The 23222-nt window shown below is 43.3% G+C and carries 21 protein-coding genes; 18 read left to right on the forward strand and 3 right to left on the reverse strand.

Annotation, left to right across the window (positions count from 1 at the left end; translation table 11 throughout):
• Nucleotides 1-8: 8 nt before the first annotated feature.
• The 8 genes from I0Q91_RS12205 (at nt 9) to I0Q91_RS12240 (ending at nt 9897) form a co-directional block, all read left to right on the forward strand.
• The gene (locus tag I0Q91_RS12205) at nt 9-185 is read left to right on the forward strand and encodes a hypothetical protein (protein WP_270454866.1); all 177 of its coding nucleotides are present in this window, start codon (nt 9-11) and stop codon (nt 183-185) included.
• 146 nt (nt 186-331) lie between these two features.
• Nucleotides 332-1252, forward strand: coding sequence for a fasciclin domain-containing protein (locus tag I0Q91_RS12210; RefSeq protein WP_270454868.1), 921 nt, complete (start codon nt 332-334; stop codon nt 1250-1252).
• Between the two features lie 187 nt (nt 1253-1439).
• Complete coding sequence (locus tag I0Q91_RS12215; protein ID WP_270454870.1) at nt 1440-3062, forward strand: gamma-glutamyltransferase family protein; 1623 nt, start codon at nt 1440-1442, stop codon at nt 3060-3062.
• A gap of 163 nt (nt 3063-3225) precedes the next feature.
• Nucleotides 3226-4701, forward strand: coding sequence for a phytoene desaturase family protein (locus I0Q91_RS12220; RefSeq protein ID WP_270454871.1), 1476 nt, complete (start codon nt 3226-3228; stop codon nt 4699-4701).
• Between the two features lie 6 nt (nt 4702-4707).
• On the forward strand, nt 4708-6258 hold the full coding sequence (locus tag I0Q91_RS12225) for a phytoene desaturase family protein (RefSeq protein ID WP_270454873.1): 1551 nt from the start codon (nt 4708-4710) through the stop codon (nt 6256-6258).
• Between the two features lie 175 nt (nt 6259-6433).
• Entirely contained in the window at nt 6434-7360 is a 927-nt protein-coding gene (locus tag I0Q91_RS12230) for an ABC transporter ATP-binding protein (protein ID WP_270454875.1), read from the forward strand.
• On the forward strand, nt 7347-8120 hold the full coding sequence (locus I0Q91_RS12235) for an ABC transporter permease subunit (RefSeq protein WP_270454876.1): 774 nt from the start codon (nt 7347-7349) through the stop codon (nt 8118-8120). Before I0Q91_RS12230 ends, I0Q91_RS12235 begins: the two co-directional genes overlap by 14 nt.
• 133 nt (nt 8121-8253) lie before the next feature.
• Nucleotides 8254-9897 (forward strand): radical SAM protein, encoded by a 1644-nt coding sequence (locus I0Q91_RS12240; RefSeq protein ID WP_270454877.1) that lies wholly within the window; start codon nt 8254-8256, stop codon nt 9895-9897.
• Between the two features lie 51 nt (nt 9898-9948).
• Here the strand turns inward: I0Q91_RS12240 and I0Q91_RS12245 are convergent, their stop codons facing one another.
• The 3 genes from I0Q91_RS12245 to I0Q91_RS12255 form a co-directional block, all read right to left on the reverse strand.
• A complete protein-coding gene (locus tag I0Q91_RS12245; RefSeq protein WP_270454878.1) occupies nt 9949-10908 on the reverse strand; it encodes a D-2-hydroxyacid dehydrogenase in 960 nt (319 codons plus the stop codon).
• A 45-nt stretch (nt 10909-10953) separates the two neighbouring features.
• Nucleotides 10954-11646, reverse strand: a complete 693-nt coding sequence (locus I0Q91_RS12250; RefSeq protein WP_270454879.1) for a GNAT family N-acetyltransferase — start codon at nt 11644-11646, stop codon at nt 10954-10956.
• Between the two features lie 262 nt (nt 11647-11908).
• A complete protein-coding gene (locus I0Q91_RS12255; RefSeq protein WP_270454880.1) occupies nt 11909-13507 on the reverse strand; it encodes a methyl-accepting chemotaxis protein in 1599 nt (532 codons plus the stop codon).
• Between the two features lie 209 nt (nt 13508-13716).
• Between I0Q91_RS12255 and I0Q91_RS12260 the strand changes: the two genes are divergently transcribed.
• From I0Q91_RS12260 to csrA, 10 genes are all read left to right on the forward strand, one after another.
• Nucleotides 13717-15531, forward strand: a complete 1815-nt coding sequence (locus tag I0Q91_RS12260; RefSeq protein ID WP_270454881.1) for a heme NO-binding domain-containing protein — start codon at nt 13717-13719, stop codon at nt 15529-15531.
• A 482-nt stretch (nt 15532-16013) separates the two neighbouring features.
• On the forward strand, nt 16014-16796 hold the full coding sequence (locus I0Q91_RS12265) for a BsuPI-related putative proteinase inhibitor (RefSeq protein WP_270454882.1): 783 nt from the start codon (nt 16014-16016) through the stop codon (nt 16794-16796).
• A 34-nt stretch (nt 16797-16830) separates the two neighbouring features.
• Nucleotides 16831-17259, forward strand: coding sequence for a flagellar protein (locus I0Q91_RS12270; protein WP_270454883.1), 429 nt, complete (start codon nt 16831-16833; stop codon nt 17257-17259).
• A gap of 296 nt (nt 17260-17555) precedes the next feature.
• Complete coding sequence (gene flgM / locus I0Q91_RS12275; protein ID WP_270454885.1) at nt 17556-17852, forward strand: flagellar biosynthesis anti-sigma factor FlgM; 297 nt, start codon at nt 17556-17558, stop codon at nt 17850-17852.
• Nucleotides 17853-17855: 3 nt separating this feature from the next.
• Nucleotides 17856-18365, forward strand: coding sequence for a flagellar protein FlgN (locus I0Q91_RS12280; protein WP_270454886.1), 510 nt, complete (start codon nt 17856-17858; stop codon nt 18363-18365).
• A gap of 96 nt (nt 18366-18461) precedes the next feature.
• The gene (flgK, locus tag I0Q91_RS12285) at nt 18462-20162 is read left to right on the forward strand and encodes a flagellar hook-associated protein FlgK (protein ID WP_270454887.1); all 1701 of its coding nucleotides are present in this window, start codon (nt 18462-18464) and stop codon (nt 20160-20162) included.
• 19 nt (nt 20163-20181) lie between these two features.
• On the forward strand, nt 20182-21417 hold the full coding sequence (gene flgL / locus I0Q91_RS12290; RefSeq protein WP_270454888.1) for a flagellar hook-associated protein FlgL: 1236 nt from the start codon (nt 20182-20184) through the stop codon (nt 21415-21417).
• Between the two features lie 78 nt (nt 21418-21495).
• Entirely contained in the window at nt 21496-22074 is a 579-nt protein-coding gene (locus tag I0Q91_RS12295; protein ID WP_270454889.1) for a DUF6470 family protein, read from the forward strand.
• Between the two features lie 85 nt (nt 22075-22159).
• Nucleotides 22160-22609 (forward strand): flagellar assembly protein FliW, encoded by a 450-nt coding sequence (fliW, locus tag I0Q91_RS12300; RefSeq protein WP_270454891.1) that lies wholly within the window; start codon nt 22160-22162, stop codon nt 22607-22609.
• Entirely contained in the window at nt 22609-22851 is a 243-nt protein-coding gene (csrA, locus tag I0Q91_RS12305) for a carbon storage regulator CsrA (protein ID WP_270454892.1), read from the forward strand. Before fliW ends, csrA begins: the two co-directional genes overlap by 1 nt.
• Nucleotides 22852-23222: the final 371 nt, after the last annotated feature.

The raw sequence follows: 23222 nt of genomic DNA on the forward strand, positions 1-23222 counted from the left end.
TGATGATAATGCCTACCTGGTTTAGGTGCCCTGAATGTGGTGCAGAATATTATACCGCAGCAACGATTAACTCCAGTGAAGAAGAATCATGTGCTGAGTGCAAGGCAATCTTAGAACTTTATTACTCAAAGGATGACTTTGAAAAACATCGATATCAATCAAGTGCAGGAGATAAAATTGATTAATATTTTCCCACCACCCTTAAACAGGGTGGTTTTATTTTTGAAAAAATATTTATTTAAATAGATAAAATTGTTAACTAGTAACTTTTATTGTTAATTATTAAAGTATATAATAAAAAAATCAAGATAATAAACAGGGGGTATTTAAAATGAAAAAATTAAGTAGGTTAAACAAAATCGGTCAAATAGGTTTAGTTTTTGCTCTTGTATTATTTTTATTTAGTCCAGCTTTAAATTTAACTGTAGATGCCCATTCTCATCAGATGGATATAGTAGAGACTGCTCAAGATGCTGGTGGTTTCACAACACTTCTTGCAGCTGCAGAGGAGGCAGGATTAGTTGATGCATTAAAAGGTGAAGGTCCTTTAACTGTTTTTGCACCTAATGATGAAGCATTTAATCAGTTTTTAGAAGAAGCTGGTTTAACAGCTGAAGAGCTTCTTGGTGATCCAAGATTAGGTAATATCCTTAAGTTCCATGTTGTTCCAGGCAAAGTAATGTCTACAGACCTTGAAGATGGTATATCAGCTGAGACACTTTTAAGCCCACAGGAAATAGATATCTCCATTAATGATGGAGTATTTTTAAATGATAATATTCAGGTTATAGCCCCGGACATTGAAGCAAGTAATGGAGTAATTCATGTAATTGATGGAGTTTTATGGCCAGCTGATATTGTTGAGACAGCAGTGGCTGCCGGATTTGATACTCTTGTTACAGCTGTAGAAAGAGCAGGTTTAGTTGAAGCCCTAAAAGGTCCAGGTCTCTTTACAGTTTTTGCTCCAATTGATGAAGCCTTTGAGGCATTACCATCAGGAGTATTAGAAGAACTTTTAGATAATCCAGAAGACTTAGCCGATGTTTTATTATTCCATGTGGTTTCAGGCCAGGTTATGGCAGAAACTGTTGTTGGTTTAGATGGCCAGGAAGTTGAAACCCTTTTAGGTGAAACAATTGAAATAACAATAGATGGTGGCGAGGTATTTCTAGGACAACCTAAAGTAACAAGAACAGATATCCAGACATTAAATGGTGTAATCCATGTAATTGATTTAGTTCTTGTCCCTTAATAATTAATATAATAAAATATAGGTTAATTAAAAAATCCAGTTGTGAAATACCTGCTGGATTTTTTGCTTGAAATAAAGAAAGCAATAAAAATATATAATTAAGTGGTTACCAAAAAGCAGGAGAATCCATTGATTTACTGAATTAATATAATACAGGAAAAAATATCAGCCACAGGAGGCAGATAAAATGAAATTAGATGAATTTAATTATCTTGATAACCCTTATAAATCACAGAGAATGACAGTTTTTGGCACTAACGGTATGGTGGCAACTTCTCAGCCGCTGGCAGCCCAGGCCGGCTTGTCAGTTCTTCGTCGTGGCGGGAATGCAGTTGATGCAGCAGTAGCCACAGCAGCGGCTCTGACAGTTTTAGAGCCAACCTCAAATGGTATTGGTTCTGATGCCTTTGCAATAGTCTGGGTAGATGGCAAGCTCCATGGCTTAAATAGTAGCGGACAGGCCCCGGCAGCTATTTCCAGAGAAAAGGTCAAAGAACTCGGCCATGATAAGATGCCTAAATATGGCCTAACTCCGGTAACAGTCCCAGGGGCTCCAGCAGCCTGGGCAGCTTTAAGCTATCGATTCGGCAAATTGCCATTAATAGAAGTTCTAAGTGAAGCTATCAGATACGCAGAAAACGGATTCCCGGTATCACCAGTAACAGCAGCAGCCTGGCAGCGGGCAGCCAAAGTTTATAAAAAGAAGCTTGATGGGGATGAATTTGAGAGCTGGTTTAAAACATTTACTGATAAAAATGGCAATGCCCCCGGGGCTGGAGAAACCTGGCGCTCCTTTGATCATGCAGCGACTCTAAAATCAATAGCCCACACAGGTGCAGAAAGCTTTTATAATGGAGAAATTGCAGAGAAGATTGATGAATTTTCCCAGCAGCATAATGGATTTATACGAGGAGATGACATGGCCAGTTTCAAGCCAGAATGGGTAGAACCTCTATCTGTAAATTATCGAGGTTATGACATCTGGGAACTCCCCCCTAATGGCCAGGGTATCATAGCTTTAATAGCTTTAAATATCCTAAAGGAATTCAAATTGGAAGGATTAAGCCAGTTAGAAAAATATCATAAATCAATTGAAGCCCTAAAGCTTGCCTTTGCAGATGGCCATAAATATATAACTGATCCAGACAAGATGTCACTAAAACCAGAAGAGCTCCTCAGCCAGGAATATGCAGAAAAGAGAAGTCAATTAATCGGCCAGGAAGCTCTAACACCAGAACCAGGCCAGCCACCAAAGGGAGGAACTGTCTATCTCGCCGCGGCAGATAGAGATGGCCAGATGGTATCATTCATCCAGAGCAACTATATGGGCTTCGGCTCAGGAATAGTTGTACCTGGCACAGGAATAGCATTGCAGAACCGTGGCCATACCTTTAGCCTTGATCCAGAACATGACAATAGCCTGGAGCCTGGCAAACGGACCTATCACACAATTATTCCTGGCTTTATGACTAAAGATAATAAACCTATCGGCCCATTTGGAGTTATGGGTGGCTTCATGCAGCCCCAGGGTCACCTTCAGGTTATCATGAATACCATAGATAGAGGCTTTAATCCCCAGGCAGCCCTGGACGCCCCCCGCTGGCAATGGACAGAAGGCAAAAAAATAAAAGTTGAAAGCAACTTTCCAACCAGAGAAGCAACTTTGCTGGCAGATAAAGGCCATGAAATCCAGGTCTCATTATCATCAGGCAGCTTTGGCAGAGGCCAGATCATCTGGAAAGATGAAGATACTGGAGTACTGGCAGGTGCAACAGAACCAAGGACAGACGGTACTGTGGCAGCATTTTAGTGCTAATCATAAAAATTACTAATATTAATCTTCTATTTATGCAGGAGTTTATCAATATATAAAGAATATATTATTATAACGTATATATTTATACAATTAATACACCATTATGGTAAAGATTATATAATAGTAGCTATTTAAATTTCAGGAAGGGGTAACCTTTATGGCAAAAACTATCACAGTTGTAGGTGGTGGACTTGGAGGCCTTTCAGCAGCCATATCCCTGGCTGCAGATGGGCATCAGGTCAGATTATTTGAGAAAAACCAGCATTTAGGAGGCAAGCTCAACCAGGATACTATTGATGGTTTCACATTTGACCTGGGCCCCTCAATCCTGACAATGCCCCATATCTTCAAGAAATTATTTGAGCTCCACAACCAGGATATGGGTGATTTTTTAGAAATCCAGAGATTAGATTTAGAATGGCGCTCATTTTTTGAAGATGGAACAGTTATTGACCTTTATTCAGATCTTGGAGAGATGCTTGAAGAAAACAAAGATTTAGACTCTAAAGATATTGAAGAAATCAAAAATTATCTCGATTATGCAGGTGGCATCAGTGATTTAGTAGAAGAAGGCTATTTTGCTGAAGGCCTTGATACCCTGGGCCAGGTTCTAAAATATTATGGACCGATAAAAGCCTTTCGTGGTCTTGATTATTTTTCAACAATGGCAGATGGCGTTGCAAAAAGAATTAATAATCCTTATCTGCAGCATATCTATAATTTTTTTATAAAATATGTTGGTTCATCGCCCTATCAAGCTCCGGCAGTTTTAAATATGCTGCCCTATATCCAATACAAATACGGACTCTGGTATGTGCCTGGCGGCCTCTTTAGAATTTCAGAAGCCCTCCAGCAGTTAGCTGCCGGTATTGACAACCTTGAACTTAACACCGGCAGCGAGGTCGTTGGCATTGAAAAAACTGGAGATAAAATAGATGGAGTTATTCTTGAAAATGGCCAGCTAATTAAAAGCGATTATATAGTTTCTAATATGGAAGTTATTCCTTTTTACAGGGATCTGCTGGTCGAACCAGAGATAGAAAATAAATATCAGAAATTTGAGCCGGCCTGTTCCGGCTATGTTCTCCATTTAGGAGTTGATCGCCGTTATAATAATCTTGCCCATCATAATTTCTTTTTCTCTAAAGACCCTAAAGAGCACTTTGCCTCAGTCTTTCAGGAATATAAACTGCCAGAAGACCCAACAATTTATCTGGTAGCATCAAGCCAGACTGACACAGCTCAGGCCCCTGAAGGTTGCGAGAATATAAAGATTCTGCCTCATATTCCCCATCTAGGCAGAGGCAGCTTTAGCAGAGAGGAGTATGACAGCTTAAAAGAGAGGGTCCTTGATAAGCTGGAGCGGAATGGGCTTGATAATCTCAGAGAACATATTATAGTTGAAGATGAATGGCTACCAGAGGATATTCAGCTCAATTATTATTCAAATTATGGAGCTATATACGGTGTAGTTTCTGATAAATCAAAGAATAAAGGCTTTAAAGCCCCTAAAAAAAGCCATAAATATAAAAACCTTTACTTTACCGGCGGTTCAGTCAACCCAGGCGGAGGAATGCCAATGGTAGTTCTATCTGGCCAGCAGGTAAGAGATATGATCAAGGATAAGGAGTGATATTTGATGACAGAAGTTGGAATAGTAGGAGCCGGGCCAGGAGGTCTGGCAGCAGGAATACTATTAGCAGATAAAGGAGTTAACGTAACGATCCATGAAAGAATGGATAGAGTTGGCGGCAGAAATAGCTACCTGGAAAAAGGTGGTTATAAATTTGATATTGGCCCAACCTTTTTCATGATGCCCTTTATTCTGGAAGAGATCTTTGCAGCTACAGGCAGAAACCTCCATGATTATGTAGAATTAAAGATGATGGACCCATACTATAAACTCTGGTTTGCAGATGGCAAAACAATGACACCATCATTCCACAGAGATAAAGTCAGGGAATCTATCGCCAGCATAAATCCTGAAGATGCCGCTGGCTATGACCGCTATATGGAAGATAACGAAAAAAAGATGCGCTATACCCTGCCAGTATTGCAGCGTCCCTATAATTCCTTTACCGATCTCTTAAATAAAGATATCTTTAGATTGCTAAAAGTCTTAAATCCCCAGCGGAGCCTCTGGGATGATTTAGGAAAATATTTTGACGATGATAGGGTGAAGGTCGGCTTTACATTCCAGTCTAAATACCTTGGAATGTCGCCATTTAACTGTCCTTCAATGTTCAGTATTTTACCCTATACCGAATACAAATGGGGTGTCTATCATGTTACAGGTGGCCTAAACCAGCTGGCAACAGCCATGGCCGAACTCTTTAAAGAACTCGGCGGTGAGATAGCTTTAGAGTCAGAAGTGGATGAAATAAAAATAAATGGCCAGAAAGCAACCGGTCTTATAATAGATGGTAAGACCCATAAATACGATGAGATCGTGCTAAATGCAGATTTCTCCTGGGCCATGCAGAACCTCATCCCAAATGAAAAGCGCAACAAGTATTCAGATAGCAGACTCGATAAAAAGAATTATTCCTGCTCCACCTTTATGCTATATCTAGGGCTGGATGAAAGCTATGATCACTTAAATCACCATAACGTCTTTATAGCTGAAGATTACAAGAAAAACTTCCTTGAGATCGAGTCAGATAAAGTGCTCTCTAAAGATCCATCATTTTATCTCCAGAACCCGACAGCTACAGATGATACCCTGGCACCTCCAGGTCATTCAGCCATGTATCTGCTGGTTCCAACAGCAAATTTAAAGGGTAAAATTGACTGGAATAATCAAGCAGAATCCTTTAAAGAACAGATGCTGGATCTCCTGGAAAAAAGAGCAGGGATCACTGACATTAGAAATCATATCAAAGTCGAAAAGATGATAACTCCAAAGGACTGGGAAACCCAGATGAATGTCGGTTATGGAGCAACCTTTAACCTGGGCCATAATCTCAGGCAGATGCTCATCTTTAGGCCCCATAATGACTTTGAAGAATTTGAGAATATCTGGCTTGTTGGTGGCGGAACAAATCCAGGCAGCGGCCTGCCAACGATCTATGAATCAGGCAGAATCACTGCCAATCTGCTGGCTAAAAAGCTGGGTCTAAGTTATAGTTTTGACCATCTCGACACCTTTGAGCAGAAATTTAAAGAAGATGCCTATCAACACATGGTCTAATATATATAATCATATAATTATCCACCAAATAAATTTAATAAATAGCTGTCAACCTTAATCAGACATCAGTCTGGTTAACTGTCTGCCTCTCCCTGCCGTTTTCAGGCAGGGATATTTCTTTTTATATTGAATAATGTATTAATAACGAGAAAATAAAAGGAATCAGGTGATAGTAATGGATTTAGTTAATCGCAAACCAGCTGTTCTAATGAAAAACTTAAGCAAAAAGTTTGATGGGCAGACTGTGATTGATAACATAAGCTTTAGTCAGTCCCTGAATGAAACAGTGGCTATTCTAGGTAAAAATGGTTCCGGTAAGACAACATTAATAAAACTGCTGATAGGCCTCTATCAGCCAACTTCAGGCAATATCAAGTTATTTGGCCAGAACCCAACAAAGCACCCGGCAGTAAAAGAAAAAATATCATATTTAAGTGGAGATTATAATCTTTATCCTAATTTAACTGTCAGGGAGACGATTGAGCTGGCAGCTAGTTTATATAATACAGATATTGATCCAGATAAAGCATTAAACATTATTAGAAAAGAAGGTATTGACCTGGATAAAGAGATAAAACTGCTCTCTAGAGGCCAACTGCAACTGGTCAAACTTGCTGCAGCTTTAGTTAATGATCCGGATTTAATAATTCTTGATGAGCCGACTTCAGGGCTTGATATTCTTGTCAGGCAGAGGCTTCTGGCCAGATTATGCTGGTATAAAGACGAAGAAAATATAAATTTACTCTTTACCAGCCATAATTTTAGCGAAATTAGTCAGCTAGCTGACAGAATTATTCTGCTTGATCAGGGTAAAAAATTAGCTGATTTAAAAATGGAAGAACTTCCTAATTTCAATAAAGAAATAATCTTTGTGCCTCAGAAAGATCTGAAAAAAAGAGATTTAGGTCTTGATAAAATTCATGGAATCAATCAAATAACTTTAGAAGATAAGAAATTTATTATAAACTACTCAAAAGATGAAGCTAACATACTTTACAGACTTTCAGAAATACCATATCTTTCCCTAAAAATCAAAGAACCAGATTTAGCTGATATCTTTCATGAGCTAATCGAAGGAGGTCGACAGGATGAGTCTGAATAAATACAAACTATTACTTAAAAAGGAATGGGCTAATAATCGCTGGAAAGTCTTAATAGTCTCAGCCTTTCTCCTGGTAACAGCTACAATCCTGGTATTACAATATCCTATGGTGCAAAGAACTTTAGAATTAGGAATTCTTGATGAGTTGCCTGACTGGATGACCGGCGGGATGGAACAGCAGTTAAACTTTCATTATTATCTGGCTGATAGCTGGTTTGATGGCAGCCTGGCTCAGTATGGTACTTTACTGGCTGTACTCCTTGGAATGGGAGTTATTGGTAGTGAATTCCAGGACGGTACCCTGCCATTTTTACTGGCCAGACCTATTAAGCGGACTGAGCTATTCAAGAAAAAATTAGGCTTTCAAATATTTATTATGACCGCATTCATGATTATTTTAACTGTCTACTTAGGATTATTTGCCAGTTTTCAGGGTAGAGAAATATACTTATTTAGATTTATAATTGCCTTGATTCCCCTGGGGCTTAAGTTGCTGGTAGCTTTCCTGTTAACAGTTAACCTATCATTACTATTAAAAGATCAGGTTAAATCAGGTATCTTCAGTCTGGCAATAATTTTAGCTTTCTGGGTTGCCGCAAATCTAACACCTCTATACAATATCTTCTATTATTACTGGGCCAATCTGGCAGATTATTACGTAACCGGCAGTTTTCCCACAATAGATACAGCATTACTGATTATATTAAATACCGGCCTCTATGGCCTGGCCTTAAGCCGCTTTAAAAAGATGGATATATAATATATAATATAATAAGTCGCTAAAATATTTATAAATTAACAAATATTCAATGAGGTGTTTAGATGGAAAATGTTAGCAGTAGATTTGATAAAAACAGGAGATTTTAAAGTGAGAAGATAAGGGGAGTTTTAATATGCCTGACCCAACCCAAAACATAAAAACATTACTGCTGGATGGCTACCTGGATGAACCATCCTGTCTTGGCGTGCCGCCATATATTTCGCCCCATGCCAGATATCTCTATGGTGCCCTGCTGGCCGGTGGCATACCAGAGAAGATGATCAACTACCTTACCGCCGATTCATATAGAGACAGCAAAACAATCGCCGATCTTGAAGAATATGATCTCGTAATAATCCTGGCCGGAACAACAGTACCAGGCCATTATCTCGGCGGCCAGCCCCTGAGCCTGGCCGAAATCAAAGAGATTGGCCAGAACCTAAAATACCCGACCAGAGTCCTGGCCGGCCCAATAACCCTGGTCTGGGAGCAACTGCCTGGCCAGCAAGTTCTGGCAGAAAACTATGATATCATCACCGGAGAGCTGGCCCCTTTAGAACTATATAATCGCCTCCAGGATCAGCAAAACCAGCCAGTAATTAACAGTAAAAATCAGGAGAAAATAGCAGCAGCCATCTCAGACTGGGCAATCACCGGCAGCCAGATCTTTAAAGCCCATCCAGGCCATCCTAAATTACTGGCAGAGCTGGAAACCTTCCGGGGTTGCCCCAGAAGCAAGCACTGTGAATTCTGCAGCGAGCAGCTAAAGCAGATCCATTATCAGAGAAAGCCAGAGGCCATAGCGGCCGAAGTTAAGGCAATAGCAGCAACCGGTGTCCATAATTACCGCCTGGGCTGCCAGACCGATCTCCTGGCCTATCCCTGGTTAGAAGAGCTTTATAGCGGCATCAGAGAGGCCGATCCCGATCTAAAAGTCCTCCATCTTGATAATATCAACCCAGGCCCCCTGGGTAGAAAAGATCCGACAGAAGCTAGAAGACTTTTAAATATCATTTGCAAGTACAACACCCCAGGCGATGTCGCCGCCTTTGGCCTGGAATCAGCAGATCACCAGGTCTTAAAGGCCAACAACATCGATACCGACCCTGAACTGACCTTCAGGGCAATCGAGCGGATTAACGAGATCGGCGGCCAGCGTGTCAACGGCATCCCGAAATTACTGCCAGGACTAAACTTCCTGGCCGGCCTAAAGGGCGAAAGAGCAGAGACCTATCAGCATAACCTCCAGTATCTCAGAAGAATCAAAGAAGCTGGCTTAATGCTTAGAAGAATCAATATCCGCCAGGTCAATCCCCTGGGCAGCTATCAGGCCAGCCAGGTAGATAGCCGCCGTTTCAAAGAATTTAAGCGCCAGGTCAACGAAGAAATCAACAAACCAATGCTCCAGCAGGTATTCCCAACAGGCACAGTCATCAAAGGAGTCTGGCCAGAAATTAAAAAAGGCCGGCTGACCTATGGCCGCCGACCTGGAAGTTATCCTATTTTAATCGGCATCCCTGGCGATCACCTGAGCAAGGAAGAAATCTCAGTCCAGGTAATCGATTACGGTTACCGCTCAATAACCGCCCTGCCCTATCCATTCTATATCAATCAGGCCAGCCTGATCGAACTGGAACAGATTCCAGGCTTCGGCAAAAAACGGGCAGAAAAAGTCCTCCTGGCCAGGCCGAAAAACCTAAAAGAACTCTCAGAAACCATCGGTTCCGGCTTCCCCATAGAGGACTGGCAGGATATCTTTAAATTCAGTAAAAATTAATACAAAAATTAATAGAGCCTGGAGCTAATAACTCCAGGCCTAAAATATATTCTAATAACCGGCCTCATAATTAACAAGCCGCTTCATCTCTTTACCAGCCTGATAAAGCCTGATATTCTCAATAAACATATCAGTTGCCCGTTCATAATAACCGGAGAAACTTCCAGCAAGATGAGGCGTAATAATCACATTATCCAGCTTATAAAAAGGGGATTCCGGCGGCAGCGGTTCCTCCTCAAATACATCGAGGCCGGCCCCGGCAATCTCGCCAAACTCAAGGGCTGCCAGCAGCTCATCCTGGTTAACAACAGGCCCCCGGCCAACATTAATAAAGTAAGCTGACTCAGGCATCGCCTTAAACTCAGCAGCCCCAATCATCCCCTCAGTCTCAGAAGTTAGGGGCAGAATAGAGACCGCAAAATCAACACCGGCAAAGGCCTCCTGCAGCTGGTCCTGGCCATAAATCCTATCAACCCCTGGCACACCTTCATCAGGATTCCTCTTAACACCATCGACAACCATGCCAAAGGCATTGGCAACTTCAACAATCCCCTGGCCAATATTTCCTAGCCCTAAAACCAGCAGCCGCTTGCCCTTAAGGCCAGTTAGACTAATCCGGTTCCATTCCTTATTCTGCTGTTGCTTAAAAAGCTCCGGCAGCCGTCTGCTAAAACTCAAAATAAAGGCCATCGTATGCTCGGCAATTATATCCCTGTGCAATCCACTCATATTGGTCAGCTTCACACCATTTTCAGCAAGCCATTCAGCTTCCGGCTGCTCCAGTAACTTATCGACCCCGGCACTTAAAGCCTGCACCCATTTAAGCTCAGGCCCCTCGGCCAGAATGCCGGCATCTAAATCACCAGGAAAACCAATAGCAACCTCAGCATCCTCCATAGCCCTCTGCTGTTCATCATCCTCTAAAGCCTTAACAATCTCAATATCTTCAAATTCAGCTTCTATCTTCTGACTGTATTTCTCATCCCAGTCCTGAGTTAACATAACTTTCATAAATTAATCGCCTCCCTGTAAAGTATATAGGTACCTGGCACCTATTTATTCTCTTAAATCAGCCTCCATGACATACCAGTCATCATGGAGATCATTGGCCTTGCCAACCACCTTAAAACCATGCTTTTCATAAATATGCCTGGCAGCAGGGTTATCAGGCCGTACCTCAAGCTTAACCCGCTTAATCCCAATCTCACGCAAATAATCAAGGCCAGCCCCGGTCAGACTGCTCCCGAGCCCTTTACCCCGGGCTTCCGGGCTTACAGCCAGCGAAAGAATCTGGGCATCAGCAGTCCCTCTAACCGAAAAGGCAATATAATAAACCTTATTATAAATCACCCTGCCAACATCAAAGAGAGTCAGGCCATACTTGCCCTGGAGCCAGCGGCTCAAAAGCCGAAAAATATGGCCGCCAAAGACAGCCTCTTTCCAGAGAGATTTAACCCCGGAAATCACAATAATATAGCCCTGGGGCTTATCATTCTCATCAACAGCCACCAGAAAGCCATCGCTAAAGACCTGGCCAAAAAGCTTCAGGATATCCCTAACAGCATTCTCTAGCTTCCGCCGTCTGGCCGAAGTTTCCAGCTCATTTTCAGGCCTGGTCGCCTTAACCCTGGTATCCTCAACCTCGCTAAAAAATAGCACGCCATCATCAAAGGCCCCAATAAAAATTCTGGCCAGCTCAGGCAAATATTTCTCCTCAAATTTAACGATCTGATAATTATCAGGTAGCATCAGCCTAACCCCCTTTAATCTATTATACCCTGCACACTAAAAGGTCACAAGTTGAGAATTAACAATAAATCCTGATTAAACTGTTTATTTTTAGCTCAGAGTATAGTAAAATATACTTACGCTCAATAAATTTTCAACAGCACTAATAAATAATTGCAAAAAATTATTTATTGCTACAACTAATGAAGATAAAATGCCGGCCAGTTACGGCCGGCATCACTTAAATATTTAAAGCAAGTTTTAGCACCTTGACAGCATAAACTTATATATCGAACTTATCGACAGTAGCCTTAAGCTCCCTGGACATCTCGGCAAGTTTCTCAGAGGCCTCAACTATCTCAGATGTAGAGCTGGACTGCTCCTCGCTGGCAGCAGTAATCTCCTCAGTCTGGCTGGTTGTATCCTCGCTGATGGCCGTAATCTCCTGGATAGCCTGCTTAACCTTTTCGCTGCTATCCTCCATGGTATTGGCGGCATTATCAATATTTTCAAGGCGGTCAAGTAAGGCTCTGGCAGCCTGATCAATCTGGTCCAGCGACTGGCTGGTTTCTTTAATAGAGCTAACACTGGAATCAACAACCTTTTCAGTCTGATCAGTAGTTCTAACAGCCTCTTCAGATTTAGCCTGAATCTCTTTAATCAGGTTCGAGATCTCCTCAGTGGCAGAGGCCGATTCCTCAGCAAGTTCCCTGATCTCATCGGCAACAACTGAGAATCCCCGGCCAGCTTCACCGGCCCTGGCAGCCTCAATCGCAGCATTTAGAGCCAGCAAATTAGTCTGCTGGGAGATACCATTTATCAGTTCAATGATCTCATTTATCTTTAAGGACAGCTCGCTTAATTCATTAATTTTAGCAGAAACCTCTTCAGACTGGTTATTAACCTTATTGATCTCGGCAATCGAATGGCCCATCGAATTATTACCGGCTTCAATATCGCCAATCATACTGCTGGCCTGATCATTCATCTCAGCAGTCATCTCAGTCAGGCTTTCAATTTCAGCAGCCAGATTAGAAATATTACTGTCAGTAATATTTATCTTTTCAACCTGAGTCCCGGCACCTTCGGCAACCTGCTCGATAGCCTGGGTTACTTCATGGGCAGAGGCAGAGATCTCCTCGCTGTTAGCAGTCAGATTCTCACTGCTCTCAGAGAGCCGTTCAGCAAAGCGAGTAACCTGGCCAATAATATCCTTAAGGTTGCCCTGCATCTGATTTAAAGAGCGGCTCAAATCGCCGACCTCATCTTTAGATTGATTGGCAAGCTGCTCCTGATTTAGATCGCCAGCGGAGATATTTTCAGCAAACTCCCTGGCCTCAGTAATCGGCCTGGTAATCTTTGAGGCAATAAAGAAGACAGTAAAGCTGACCAGCAGAATAATTATAAAAGAACCTAAAATAACATTATTTCTGAAACTGGCAATCTCTGCCTGGGCTGCAGACTCATCATAATAGGCAGTGATCTGGCCCAGATATGTATTATCAGCAGCAACAATATCATTCTGCTGTTGAAATACGTCATCGTCTGTTTCAAGGGCTGCAACATCAGCAAAATCATCATCTCTAGTAAAGGTAAAAACATTTTCATCCTGGCGATCATCTATCGTCAAGTGGAGCAACTGATAGCGTTCGAAAAAGTCTCTAACTTCACTTTCTAAATCATTATGTTCAGGGTCGTTGATATAAAGAGGGCTGGCCGAGGAAATCGTTGTAACTTCAAATTCCCGCTCGACTTCCCGGTGAAAATTATCAGTAACCTGACTGCTCTGGTTAGTTATCATCACAGCCAGAACGACTGCAAAGGCAATAACCATAACAGCTATCACAGAAAACAAAAATTTGTACTTAATCTTTTTAAACAATATGTACCACTCCAGATTATAAGTATTTTGTAAAGCAGACTAAATCAAACCTAAAGAAACATTAAAATTATGTAAACTTCAGGATTATGTATTTAAATTCGTTACATTAAATTATATTCTCGAATAAACCAAATAATCCTGCTTTTTTACTAATATTTTTTCATAAAAGTAATTTTAACAAATATCTGAGCACACAGGAGGTAGAATTAATGAAAGGAACAGTAGTAGCAACCTGGATTAAGACAATGGAAAACCTGCACGGTGAAGAGCTGGTCAATGAGGCCAAACGGGAATCATCCTGGAATACCGGGCTGATGATTACACCCCTGATGAATATTGAGGATGATATGGCCCATGATCTGGTCAACACAGTAGCAGCAAAAGCAAATACCTCTGTCAGCGAGCTCTGGCAGAAGATAGGACAGGAAAATATCAACTCATTCTCAGAATGGTTTCCAAGCTATTTTGATGGAAGACGGCTACATAACTTTCTTGAAATGATGGATACAGTCCATAAACAGCTGACCGAAATGATCCCAGGGGCCAACCCACCAAGAATTATCCCGGATATCCCAGAGGAAGATACCCTCAGGCTCACCTATCGCTCAAAGCGGGGCATGTTCGATTATTTTCTCGGGCTCCTTAAAGGCAGCGGCGTCTATTTCGATAAAGATATCAAAGTCAATGAGCTCAGCCGGGATACCAGCTCAGAGCAGCAGGAACTTGTTGTAGATGTTATCTTTCCAGAACCGATCAAAACCTCAAAGACCTTCAGCTTCAACAAACTGCTTTCCCTGGGCATCTTTAAATCAATCGAAAGCAAACTGGGGCTGGCAGTCACTGTCACTACAACAATTATAGGCTTCATCCTGGCCGGCACCGACAGCCAGCTCTGGCTGCCACCGGCATTAGGACTACTCAATGGCGGCATCGGCTATCTAGTCATGAAAGGCCTCTTTAAGCCATTTGGCCTCCTCAACCAGGAGTTAGATGAAGTCGGCGATATGAACTTAAGTAACACCATCTCAGTCGACTCAGGCGACGAATTTGAGGAAGTCTTCGAGAAAATCAACAAAATTAAAGCCAGGGTCAGAGAGGATATCCTCTTTCTTAAAGGCGGTACCGATGATATGTACAACTTTACCGGTGAACTGGTCGATCTCACCGGCGATATGAAAAGAGTCTCAGATAATATCGCAGTCGTCGTCGATGAAGTGGCCCAGGGTGCCACCGAACAGGCCGAAGAGACCGAAAACTCAGCCTATATAGTCGATAATAATGTCAGAGAAATAGAGAACCTGGTCGAGACCGGCAGCCAGTCCAAAGAACAGCTGGAGGCCGCAGTTACCAGCATCAAAGAGTCAGCCGGCGAAGTCAAACAGGTCAACCAGATGATCAATGATATCAAAGAAGCCTTTGGCGACGTCAACGACCGGGGAATTCAGCTTTCCCATCAGGTCGAGGAGATCATGGAGATAGTCGACACAGTCTCAGAGATAGCCGAGCAGACCAATCTTCTCTCCTTAAATGCAACAATCGAGGCCGCCAGGTCCAGCGGCGACAGCCGGGGTTTTGCCGTCGTTGCCGATGAAATCAGAGATTTAGCCGATGACTCTCATAAAGCCGGGGAAGAGATCCGCCATAACCTGGAAAGTTTCACCAGAGAAGTTCAGGCCCTGGTTGATGGCATCAGCTCCCAGTTCAGCAATCTTGAAGAGAGCAATAAAGCCTTAGATAAAGTAACTGCAGCCAATCAGGAGTCAACAGAAAATATAGAAGATGCCTCAGAGCAGGTCATGGAAATAGTCGATAACTTAAGAAATGAAACCCAGAAGATCAGCGAAGTGATCGAAAAGCTTAACTCCCTGGCAGCAATCGCCGAAGAAAATTCAGCCTCATCCCAGGAGATGAGCGCCTCAGTCAGCGATTATGCCGATAAAATCAAGGAGATGACCGACTATATCCAGCAGACAGAAAAGCTAGTCGAAAACTTCCAGGAAAGCCTGACCGATTACTCAACCTAAAAACTCAATGTACCCGGGTACCCAATAAAAAACCCCCTGGCAGCAAATCGCCAGGGGTTTTACTATAACACCAGACAGTTACCTGCCGGTTACCACCTCCGTCAAAATAGCCTGAGCCTCTTAACTTCTGTGGCCAACCTTATACTATATTCAGCAGGGGTTCAATCCAGGATTGCTCCTATATCCACCTGATACAAACCTGTTCCAGGCCAGGATCAGTATAGACCTGATCCAGTCGCTCCCCGGTATCTCCTCGGTACCTCCCCGGTATCTCCCCGGTCCCAATTCACTATCAATCCAGTATCAACCCAGTACCAACCCGGTCCCGATCCACACCAGAGATTACCCTGGCCCCATCCAATCTCAGCATTTAGTCTGAGAAACTCCAGGAGGATGGCAGAAGATATAAGATTATGATATAATAATAATCAATATAAATATATATCCGATGTTTGCAAAATTTTAAAAAAGAGGTGGTTTTCTTGCTAAATAAAATCTTACCAGCTATTTTCCTTATAACCGCTTTAATTATCGCCACAGGAGCCCCGGCAGCATCAAATGGTGTGCAGCCCAGGGAAGACTGGATCGATCGCCTGGAACCGATCATCGGCGAATTCGAACTTGAAGAAAACAATCAGGTCCTCAATCTCCCGATTCAGCAATTAGATGGCGAAAACTATATAAACCTTGAAATGCTGGGCTATTTATTTGACTGGACAGTCAGTGCCGGCGAAGAAGAGGGCGTAATAACAATAGAAAAGGCCGACAATGACCAGCAGATAGAATTTGAGCTGACAGCCGAAGATTTCAACGGCCGCCAGCTGGTCAGATCACCTATAGAACATGATGGCGCAATCTATATCGGCCCGGCCCTAACCAGATATCTCGTTGCCAGCCTGGAAGATCAGAACGTAAACTTCATAGCCTGGCTCGAACTGACAGATCAGCATGAACAGACCGAAGGCAGGCTGAATTACAACGTTAAACTCTGGAATATCGCTGAGCGGCCCCAGGTCCTCAATTTTATGAGCGGTCAGACCCTGGAACTATACCTGCTCAGCAATAGCAATATAGAATGGAAATTATCAGAAGATAGAGCCTATACCATGGCCCTAAGGGATATCGAACTGGAGCCAGACGAACTCAAAAGCTGGGATGAAAGCGCAGAACTACCAGACAGAATCTCAGGCGAATATATCCTGGCAGGAGAGATAACAGCCCAGCCGTCCCTGTCATTAAACCAATTAGAACTAGTAATTGAATAAGAGCAATATAATAGCAGCCGAGGAGTGATATTCAATGGAATTAAGAAACTGTAAAGAATGCGGGAAGCTCTTTTCACCGGTAGCCAGTGAAGACCGCTGCCATGTCTGTCGGGATGATGAAGAAGTTCAGTATCAAAAAGTTAAGGACTATCTCTGGGATAACCCCGGGGCAACAATAGATGAAGTCCATGAGGAGACAGGGGTCGATAAAGATACAATCATCCAGTTTGTCAAAGACGACCGCTTAATAGCAGATGGCATCGATGCCAACTTCTTTGTCCAGTGTGAACGCTGCGGCAAAGAGATAGAAAAGGGCCGTTATTGCAATAGCTGCAAGAACGAACTTGTTGACGGCTTAACTAAAGGTATCGCCAAAAAGAAGAAAGAAATCGACAAAAAATCCGGCAAGAAAGACCAGAAAATGTATACCTCAGACCGGATCAGAAAGCGGAAAAAAGAGTAGAACCCTGAAATTAATAGTACTATGGAACCAATATAGGCCCCAAACCATAAAAATAACACAGGGCCCTATCAGAGAGCATAAACTAGATAATCTTATCTAACAGCAGTTAAAGGCGGCATATGACCGCTGACTGCTGTTAATTTTTTTGCCAGGGCTACGATATAAAAGGTGAAAGCAAGAATAAAGAAAACAACTATAAATTCAGATAGCAGTTAGAAGTTAGCACGTTATGAATACAGCAACAAGAACGCTGGCAACAAGAAAGACAGCAGCAAGCAAAGAAAGGGTGATACCTGATGAGAATTGATAATATTCAGGGGAAAAACATTCAAAAATTATATCAGAACCAGCAGAATCTCCTCAACAAGGAGAATAAGCAGACCAGCCGCAGCGAAGGCGATAAGATGAATATCTCATCTAAAGGACTCCAGATCAAAAAGCTGGCCGACCAGCTTGAGGCCGATCCAGGAATCAGAGCCGAGAAGGTTGCCAGGCTCAAGCAGGAGATAGCAGACGGCAACTACCATATCGACAGCGAAAAACTGGCTGAAAGCCTGATGAACGAAATAGAACTTACCAGAGGTGACCTCTAACAAATGGCAGCACAAATTAAAGAACCAGCAGAAAAACTCTATAAAATTTTATCAGAAGAATACCGGGTCTATCAGGAACTTCAGCGCCTCGGCAACAAAAAGCAGGAAGCCCTTATTGAAAATGAACTTGAAGACCTTGCCGAGATAGTCGAGGCCGAAACCGAACTGATGGATAATGTCGATAACCTGGAAGCAGCCAGGCTCCAGCTTATAGAATCCATCTCCACAAATCTCGATCAATCAGCTGAAGAGCTCAGCTTCAATCAGCTGCTTCCAGAACTGCCAGAAGCAAAAAAGGCCGAATTCTCAGAGCTCAGAGACAAACTCCTGGAGCTTATCGAAGACCTTAACGCCTTAAACGAAAGCAACAGGCAGCTTCTGATGGAAGCCCTTAAATTCAATGAATTTTCCATGAAGGCAGTAATCGGCACTGAAAATCAACAGACTTACGAAAACCCTGGCAAAGCCGGCAAAAACAACAAATCCAACCGGATCATCAACCGGCAGGCCTAAAATAATAAATCATTATATCAGCATTAATCTGTACGGACACCAAAAAGTTTAAAACAGCCCCTAACATATATAAAGGATATAAAAGGATGTGACAGCATGAACTCTTTTAGCAGCATAAATACAGCTCTCTCAGCCCTCCAGGCCCAGCAGAGAGCCTTAGATACAACTGGACATAATATAGCCAACTCCAATACAGAGGGTTACTCCAGACAGCGGGCAGAACTCTCAGCAGCCAGGCCCTATACCAGTCCAGGCATGAATATGCCAACAACAGCAGGCCAGGTCGGCCAGGGCGTTCAGGTTGATAATATCAACCGACTCCGTGACGACTTCATCGATGGCCAGATTCGCCGGGAGAACCAGGCCGGCGGCTACTGGGACCAGGTCAGCGAAGGCCTGAGCCGCCTGGAGCTAATCTATAACGAACCATCAGATAACAATCTGGGCAACTCTCTAAACGAGTTCTGGGGCTCCCTCCAGGAGCTAAGCAATGACCCCCAGGATTCAGCAATCCGCTCAACAGTCAGGCAGAGGGCAGTCACCTTAACAGATACATTCCATAGCCTCCATGACCAGATGAGCGAATTTAAAAGTTCAATCAACAATGATGTCCATTCCACAGTCGATGAAATCAACTCAATCATCGAGCGGATTGGCGATATCAATAAAGAGATAGTCCATATTAAAGGTAGCGGCCAGCAACCCAACGACCTGATGGATACCAGGGATAAACTCTTTGACCAGCTCAATGAAAAAGTAGATGCCCGGGGCAGCACCGATAGCCGGGGCAATTTAGATATATCAATCGGCGGCGTCAAAGTCGTCTCAGGTTCCAGCACCAATCAGCTGGAAATCCGCGAAGATCCAGATAATAATTATGAAGATACCATCCATTACAGCAATATCGGCAAAGAGATCCAGGTCGAACGGGGCGAACTCAAAGGTCTCTTAGAAGTCAGAGACGAAATCATTCCAGCCCAGCTCGATGAACTGGATACAATTGCCAGAGAGATGGCCGAACATTTTAATAGAATCCACAGCACCGGTTATGACCTTGATGGCGAGCAGGGTGGGGACTTCTTCGAACTTCCAGATGAAGATTCAGGAGAGAGTCCGGCCCAGTTAATCGAAGTCTCCCAGGAGATCATGGATTCAACCAGAAAAATAGCAGCCGGTAACTTTAGCGACAACCCCAGGGTGGCAGAGGTCAATAACCCTGGCACCGGCGATAGTCCCTATAGATACCGGATACGAACCGAGCGCCCAGATGAAGACGGCAATGTCAACTTCACCATCGCCGAAATGGAAGGCGACGAAATCCTCAATGAATTCAGCGGCACAGCTGAAATAGGCGAAAGTTTTGAACTTACTGAAATAGAAGATGCAGTGGGTGAAGAATTCTCAGGTGTTGTTGACGATGTTACTATAACCCTAAAATCAAGAGGCGAAGCCAATATCACCCTGGATCCATCAGAGGGCAGTGGCGAAAATGCCACAGCTTTAGCCAGGGGCCTCAATGAAGATCAGCTCGAGGGTCTGGATAACACCTCAGTCAACAAATACTTTGAAGGCGTCATCTCATCACTAGGTGTCGATGGCCAGCGGGCCGAGCAGATGGTTGAAAACTCAGACTTACTCAAAGAACAGCTAAACAATCGCCGGGAAGCAATCTCCGGTGTCTCATTAGATGAAGAACTGTCCAATATGATCAAATTCCAGCAGGCCTACGGGGCTGCAGCCAATATAATCACGACCCAGCAGCAGAACATGGATACCCTGCTCGGTCTAATCCGCTAACAGGGGAGGAGGCAAATAAATGCGTATAACTAATAATGTAATGATCGGAAATATGATGCAAAACCTGCAGCATAATATGAAAAATCTCGATAAATTAAACCAGCAGCTCTCATCTGGTAAACAGTTCCGCTTTCCATCTGAGGCACCAATTCAGGCCTCAAGGAGCATGGATTTCAATTCCCAGCTCAATAATGTAGATCAGTTTAAAAAGAATGTCGACCAGGCCAACTCCTGGATGGAAACAACAGAGAGTGCTTTAACTGACGGCAATGAAGTCCTTCAGCGAGCCAGAGAACTGACAATCTATGGAGCCAATGACACCATGACCGAGACCGAACGGGAGAATCTGGCCAGAGAGGTCGAAGAATTAAGAAGCGAACTCCTTGCCATTACCGAAACCCGCCATGGCGATCGCTATGTCTTTAGTGGCCAGGCTACCGATGAAAAGCCCTTTGACGAAAATGCCGAATACCAGGGCGATGACAGAAAGATCCGCCGGGAAATCAACCCAGGTGTTGAAATGGCAGTAAACGTAACCGGCCGGGAAGGCTTTGAAGATGCAATTGAAGCCATGGACCACCTCCTCTCAGATCTAAGAGGCGGCAGCGCCAGAGTCTATGGCGAACTGGGACCAGGCAAACTGGCTGAAAACTCAGATGAAATAGATGCAGATACAGATGTCAGTCTCAATATTACAATAGATGGCGAAAACTTTGAAGTCACAGAAAATAGTGACGGCGAACAATTAACCGGTGACACCACCAGAGCAGAATTTGTTCAAGCAATCAACGATGCAGCTAATGAAGCACTTGGCACAACAGGTGAAACCTATGCCAGAGTCAGAAATGGCAATCTAGAAATTCGTTCTTTAACAGACGGTGAAGATTCTGAAATAAGTATAGAAACAGATGAAGCTGAGCCTATCATGCAACTTTTAAATTTCGAAGAAACAGATGCCGCCGGTGGCGAAGGCTCACTAATGCTCTCAACTTCAGATATCAGCAGGTTCGATAATGCCATCGACAAAAACGTAACCACCAGAGCCGAAATCGGCGCCAAAATGAACCGCCTGGACTTAACCCAGAGCCGTTTAGAAGACCAGGAGATAAACTTACGCAGCTTAAAATCAGAGAACGAAGATGTCGATATCGCCGAAACTATCATGGAACTTAGAATGCAGGAATCAGTCTATCAGGCTTCACTGGCCTCAGGTGCCAGAACAATGCAGCCGACCCTGCTGGATTTCCTAAGATAAACAATCATAAGATATATAAAATGTTAAAATTTGGTTTTTTGAACCCGGGTTGGTAGGTAAGCTTAAGGAGTGAAAGCCATGGCCTTAAATATAGCAAGAATAGAAGTTGATTATACGCCAGGGCTTGTCGGGCTCGATATCAGAGACCCTGAGGTCGGCGTCCAGCCAACTAAAGACAGCGTCATTGTCAATCAGGGCCAGGACAGCCTGGAGATCTCAGCAGAAGCAGCCCAACTGGAGACAACTTCCTATCCATCCAGGGCTGATATGGGCCTCCTGACAATAATCGATCGTGGCGATACCACCGCCAGTGAGAGCCAGCAGGCAGCCCTCCAGGCTATCGCAAAATATGCAAATGAAGGCGATCAGCTGGCCAACTTTCAGCAGTTTGATATTGCAGATTTAGCCAGGCAGAATTCCAGGCTCGGCGATCAGCAGATCGAGCTAGGTTATAAACGCCGGCCAGAACATACCTATATACCAGAACAACTGGAGATCAATCACCAGGAAGGCCCGGTAGATGTCACGACCCAGCGGGCCGGTCAGGCCAATAAAGTTGGCGTCCAGCCCCAGCTAGGCGATGTCCAGAGCTACTTAAGGCAGCATCCAGATGTCGAAATCACTGCCCCAGGAGTAAGAATGAATCTTTTAGGCTAAAATATAGGCTAAAACAAGTCCTTTCATAAGGTAATTCATTACAGTTAATTGAAAAATTCAGTCATTATCAAGGAGGTTTTACTAGATGCAGGAAATAGAGACCAGAGAATTTGGTCAGATAGAGATAAAAGACGACGATATTATAGAATTCCCTAAAGGCCTACCAGGCTTTCCAGAGGAAGATGAGTTTGTACTGCTGCCTTTAAATGATCAGTCACCATTTATCATTATGCAGTCAGTCAACGAGCCAGGTCTGGCCTTTGTAACAGTTGAACCCTCAACAATCTTAGACGGCTATGACTTTGAGCTGGCAGATAGCACCCAGGATATGCTCCAGCTTGAAAGCCATGAAGATGTCGGTGTATTGCTAATAGCCACCATTAAAGGTGATATCGATGATATAACAGTCAACCTGGCAGCACCGGTAGTCTTTAATATCAATGAAAGGCTTGGCCGGCAAATTATTTTAGATGACGAGAATTATCCGGTTAAATATCGTTTAGAGCCTGAGCCAGCGGAAGAAGGCGTTAGCTGATGCTGGTCCTTACAAGGAAAAAAGGCGAAAAGATAATCATAGATGACAATATAGAGCTGACAGTCGTTGAAATAGAGGGTAATAAAGTCAAGCTAGGCATCGATGCCCCGAAATCAATTGAGATCCACCGGGAGGAAGTTTACCGGAGAATCGAGGAAGAGAATAAAGAAGCTGCTAGCAGCAAAGATTTAAGCCGCCTTGGCAACTTAGTCATCAAAAAAGAAGAAAAAGATAGTAAATAGGGGTTATAAGCCAGATAAATAGACTTAAATAGATATAATCAGTCATAATCACCTCTTATCACCTCTAAAGAGAGTTAACAATTTAGTACTTACTGACGATATTAGTAATAGAACGAAAAACAAATAGCAATTAATTTTTACAACAGTTTTATAGCTTTACTGGCAACTTGAAATAACTTTAAATATATTTTTTCAGTGACTTTGACTGCTCCTGACCCGGATCCAAAAGAAGCGGGAGTAGTGATGGTTACTGAAACCCTGCTGCCAGCAGCACTATCGGCCGAAGTGATGCTTGTATCAGAGAGTAAGTAAACCAGAGGAGTTGGGGCCCAGGCAAGGAAGCCTGGTTCCAGCAGAAAAACACAAAATAC

This window comes from Halonatronomonas betaini (assembly GCF_015666175.1).
Lineage (GTDB): Bacteria > Bacillota > Halanaerobiia > Halanaerobiales > Halarsenatibacteraceae > Halonatronomonas > Halonatronomonas betaini.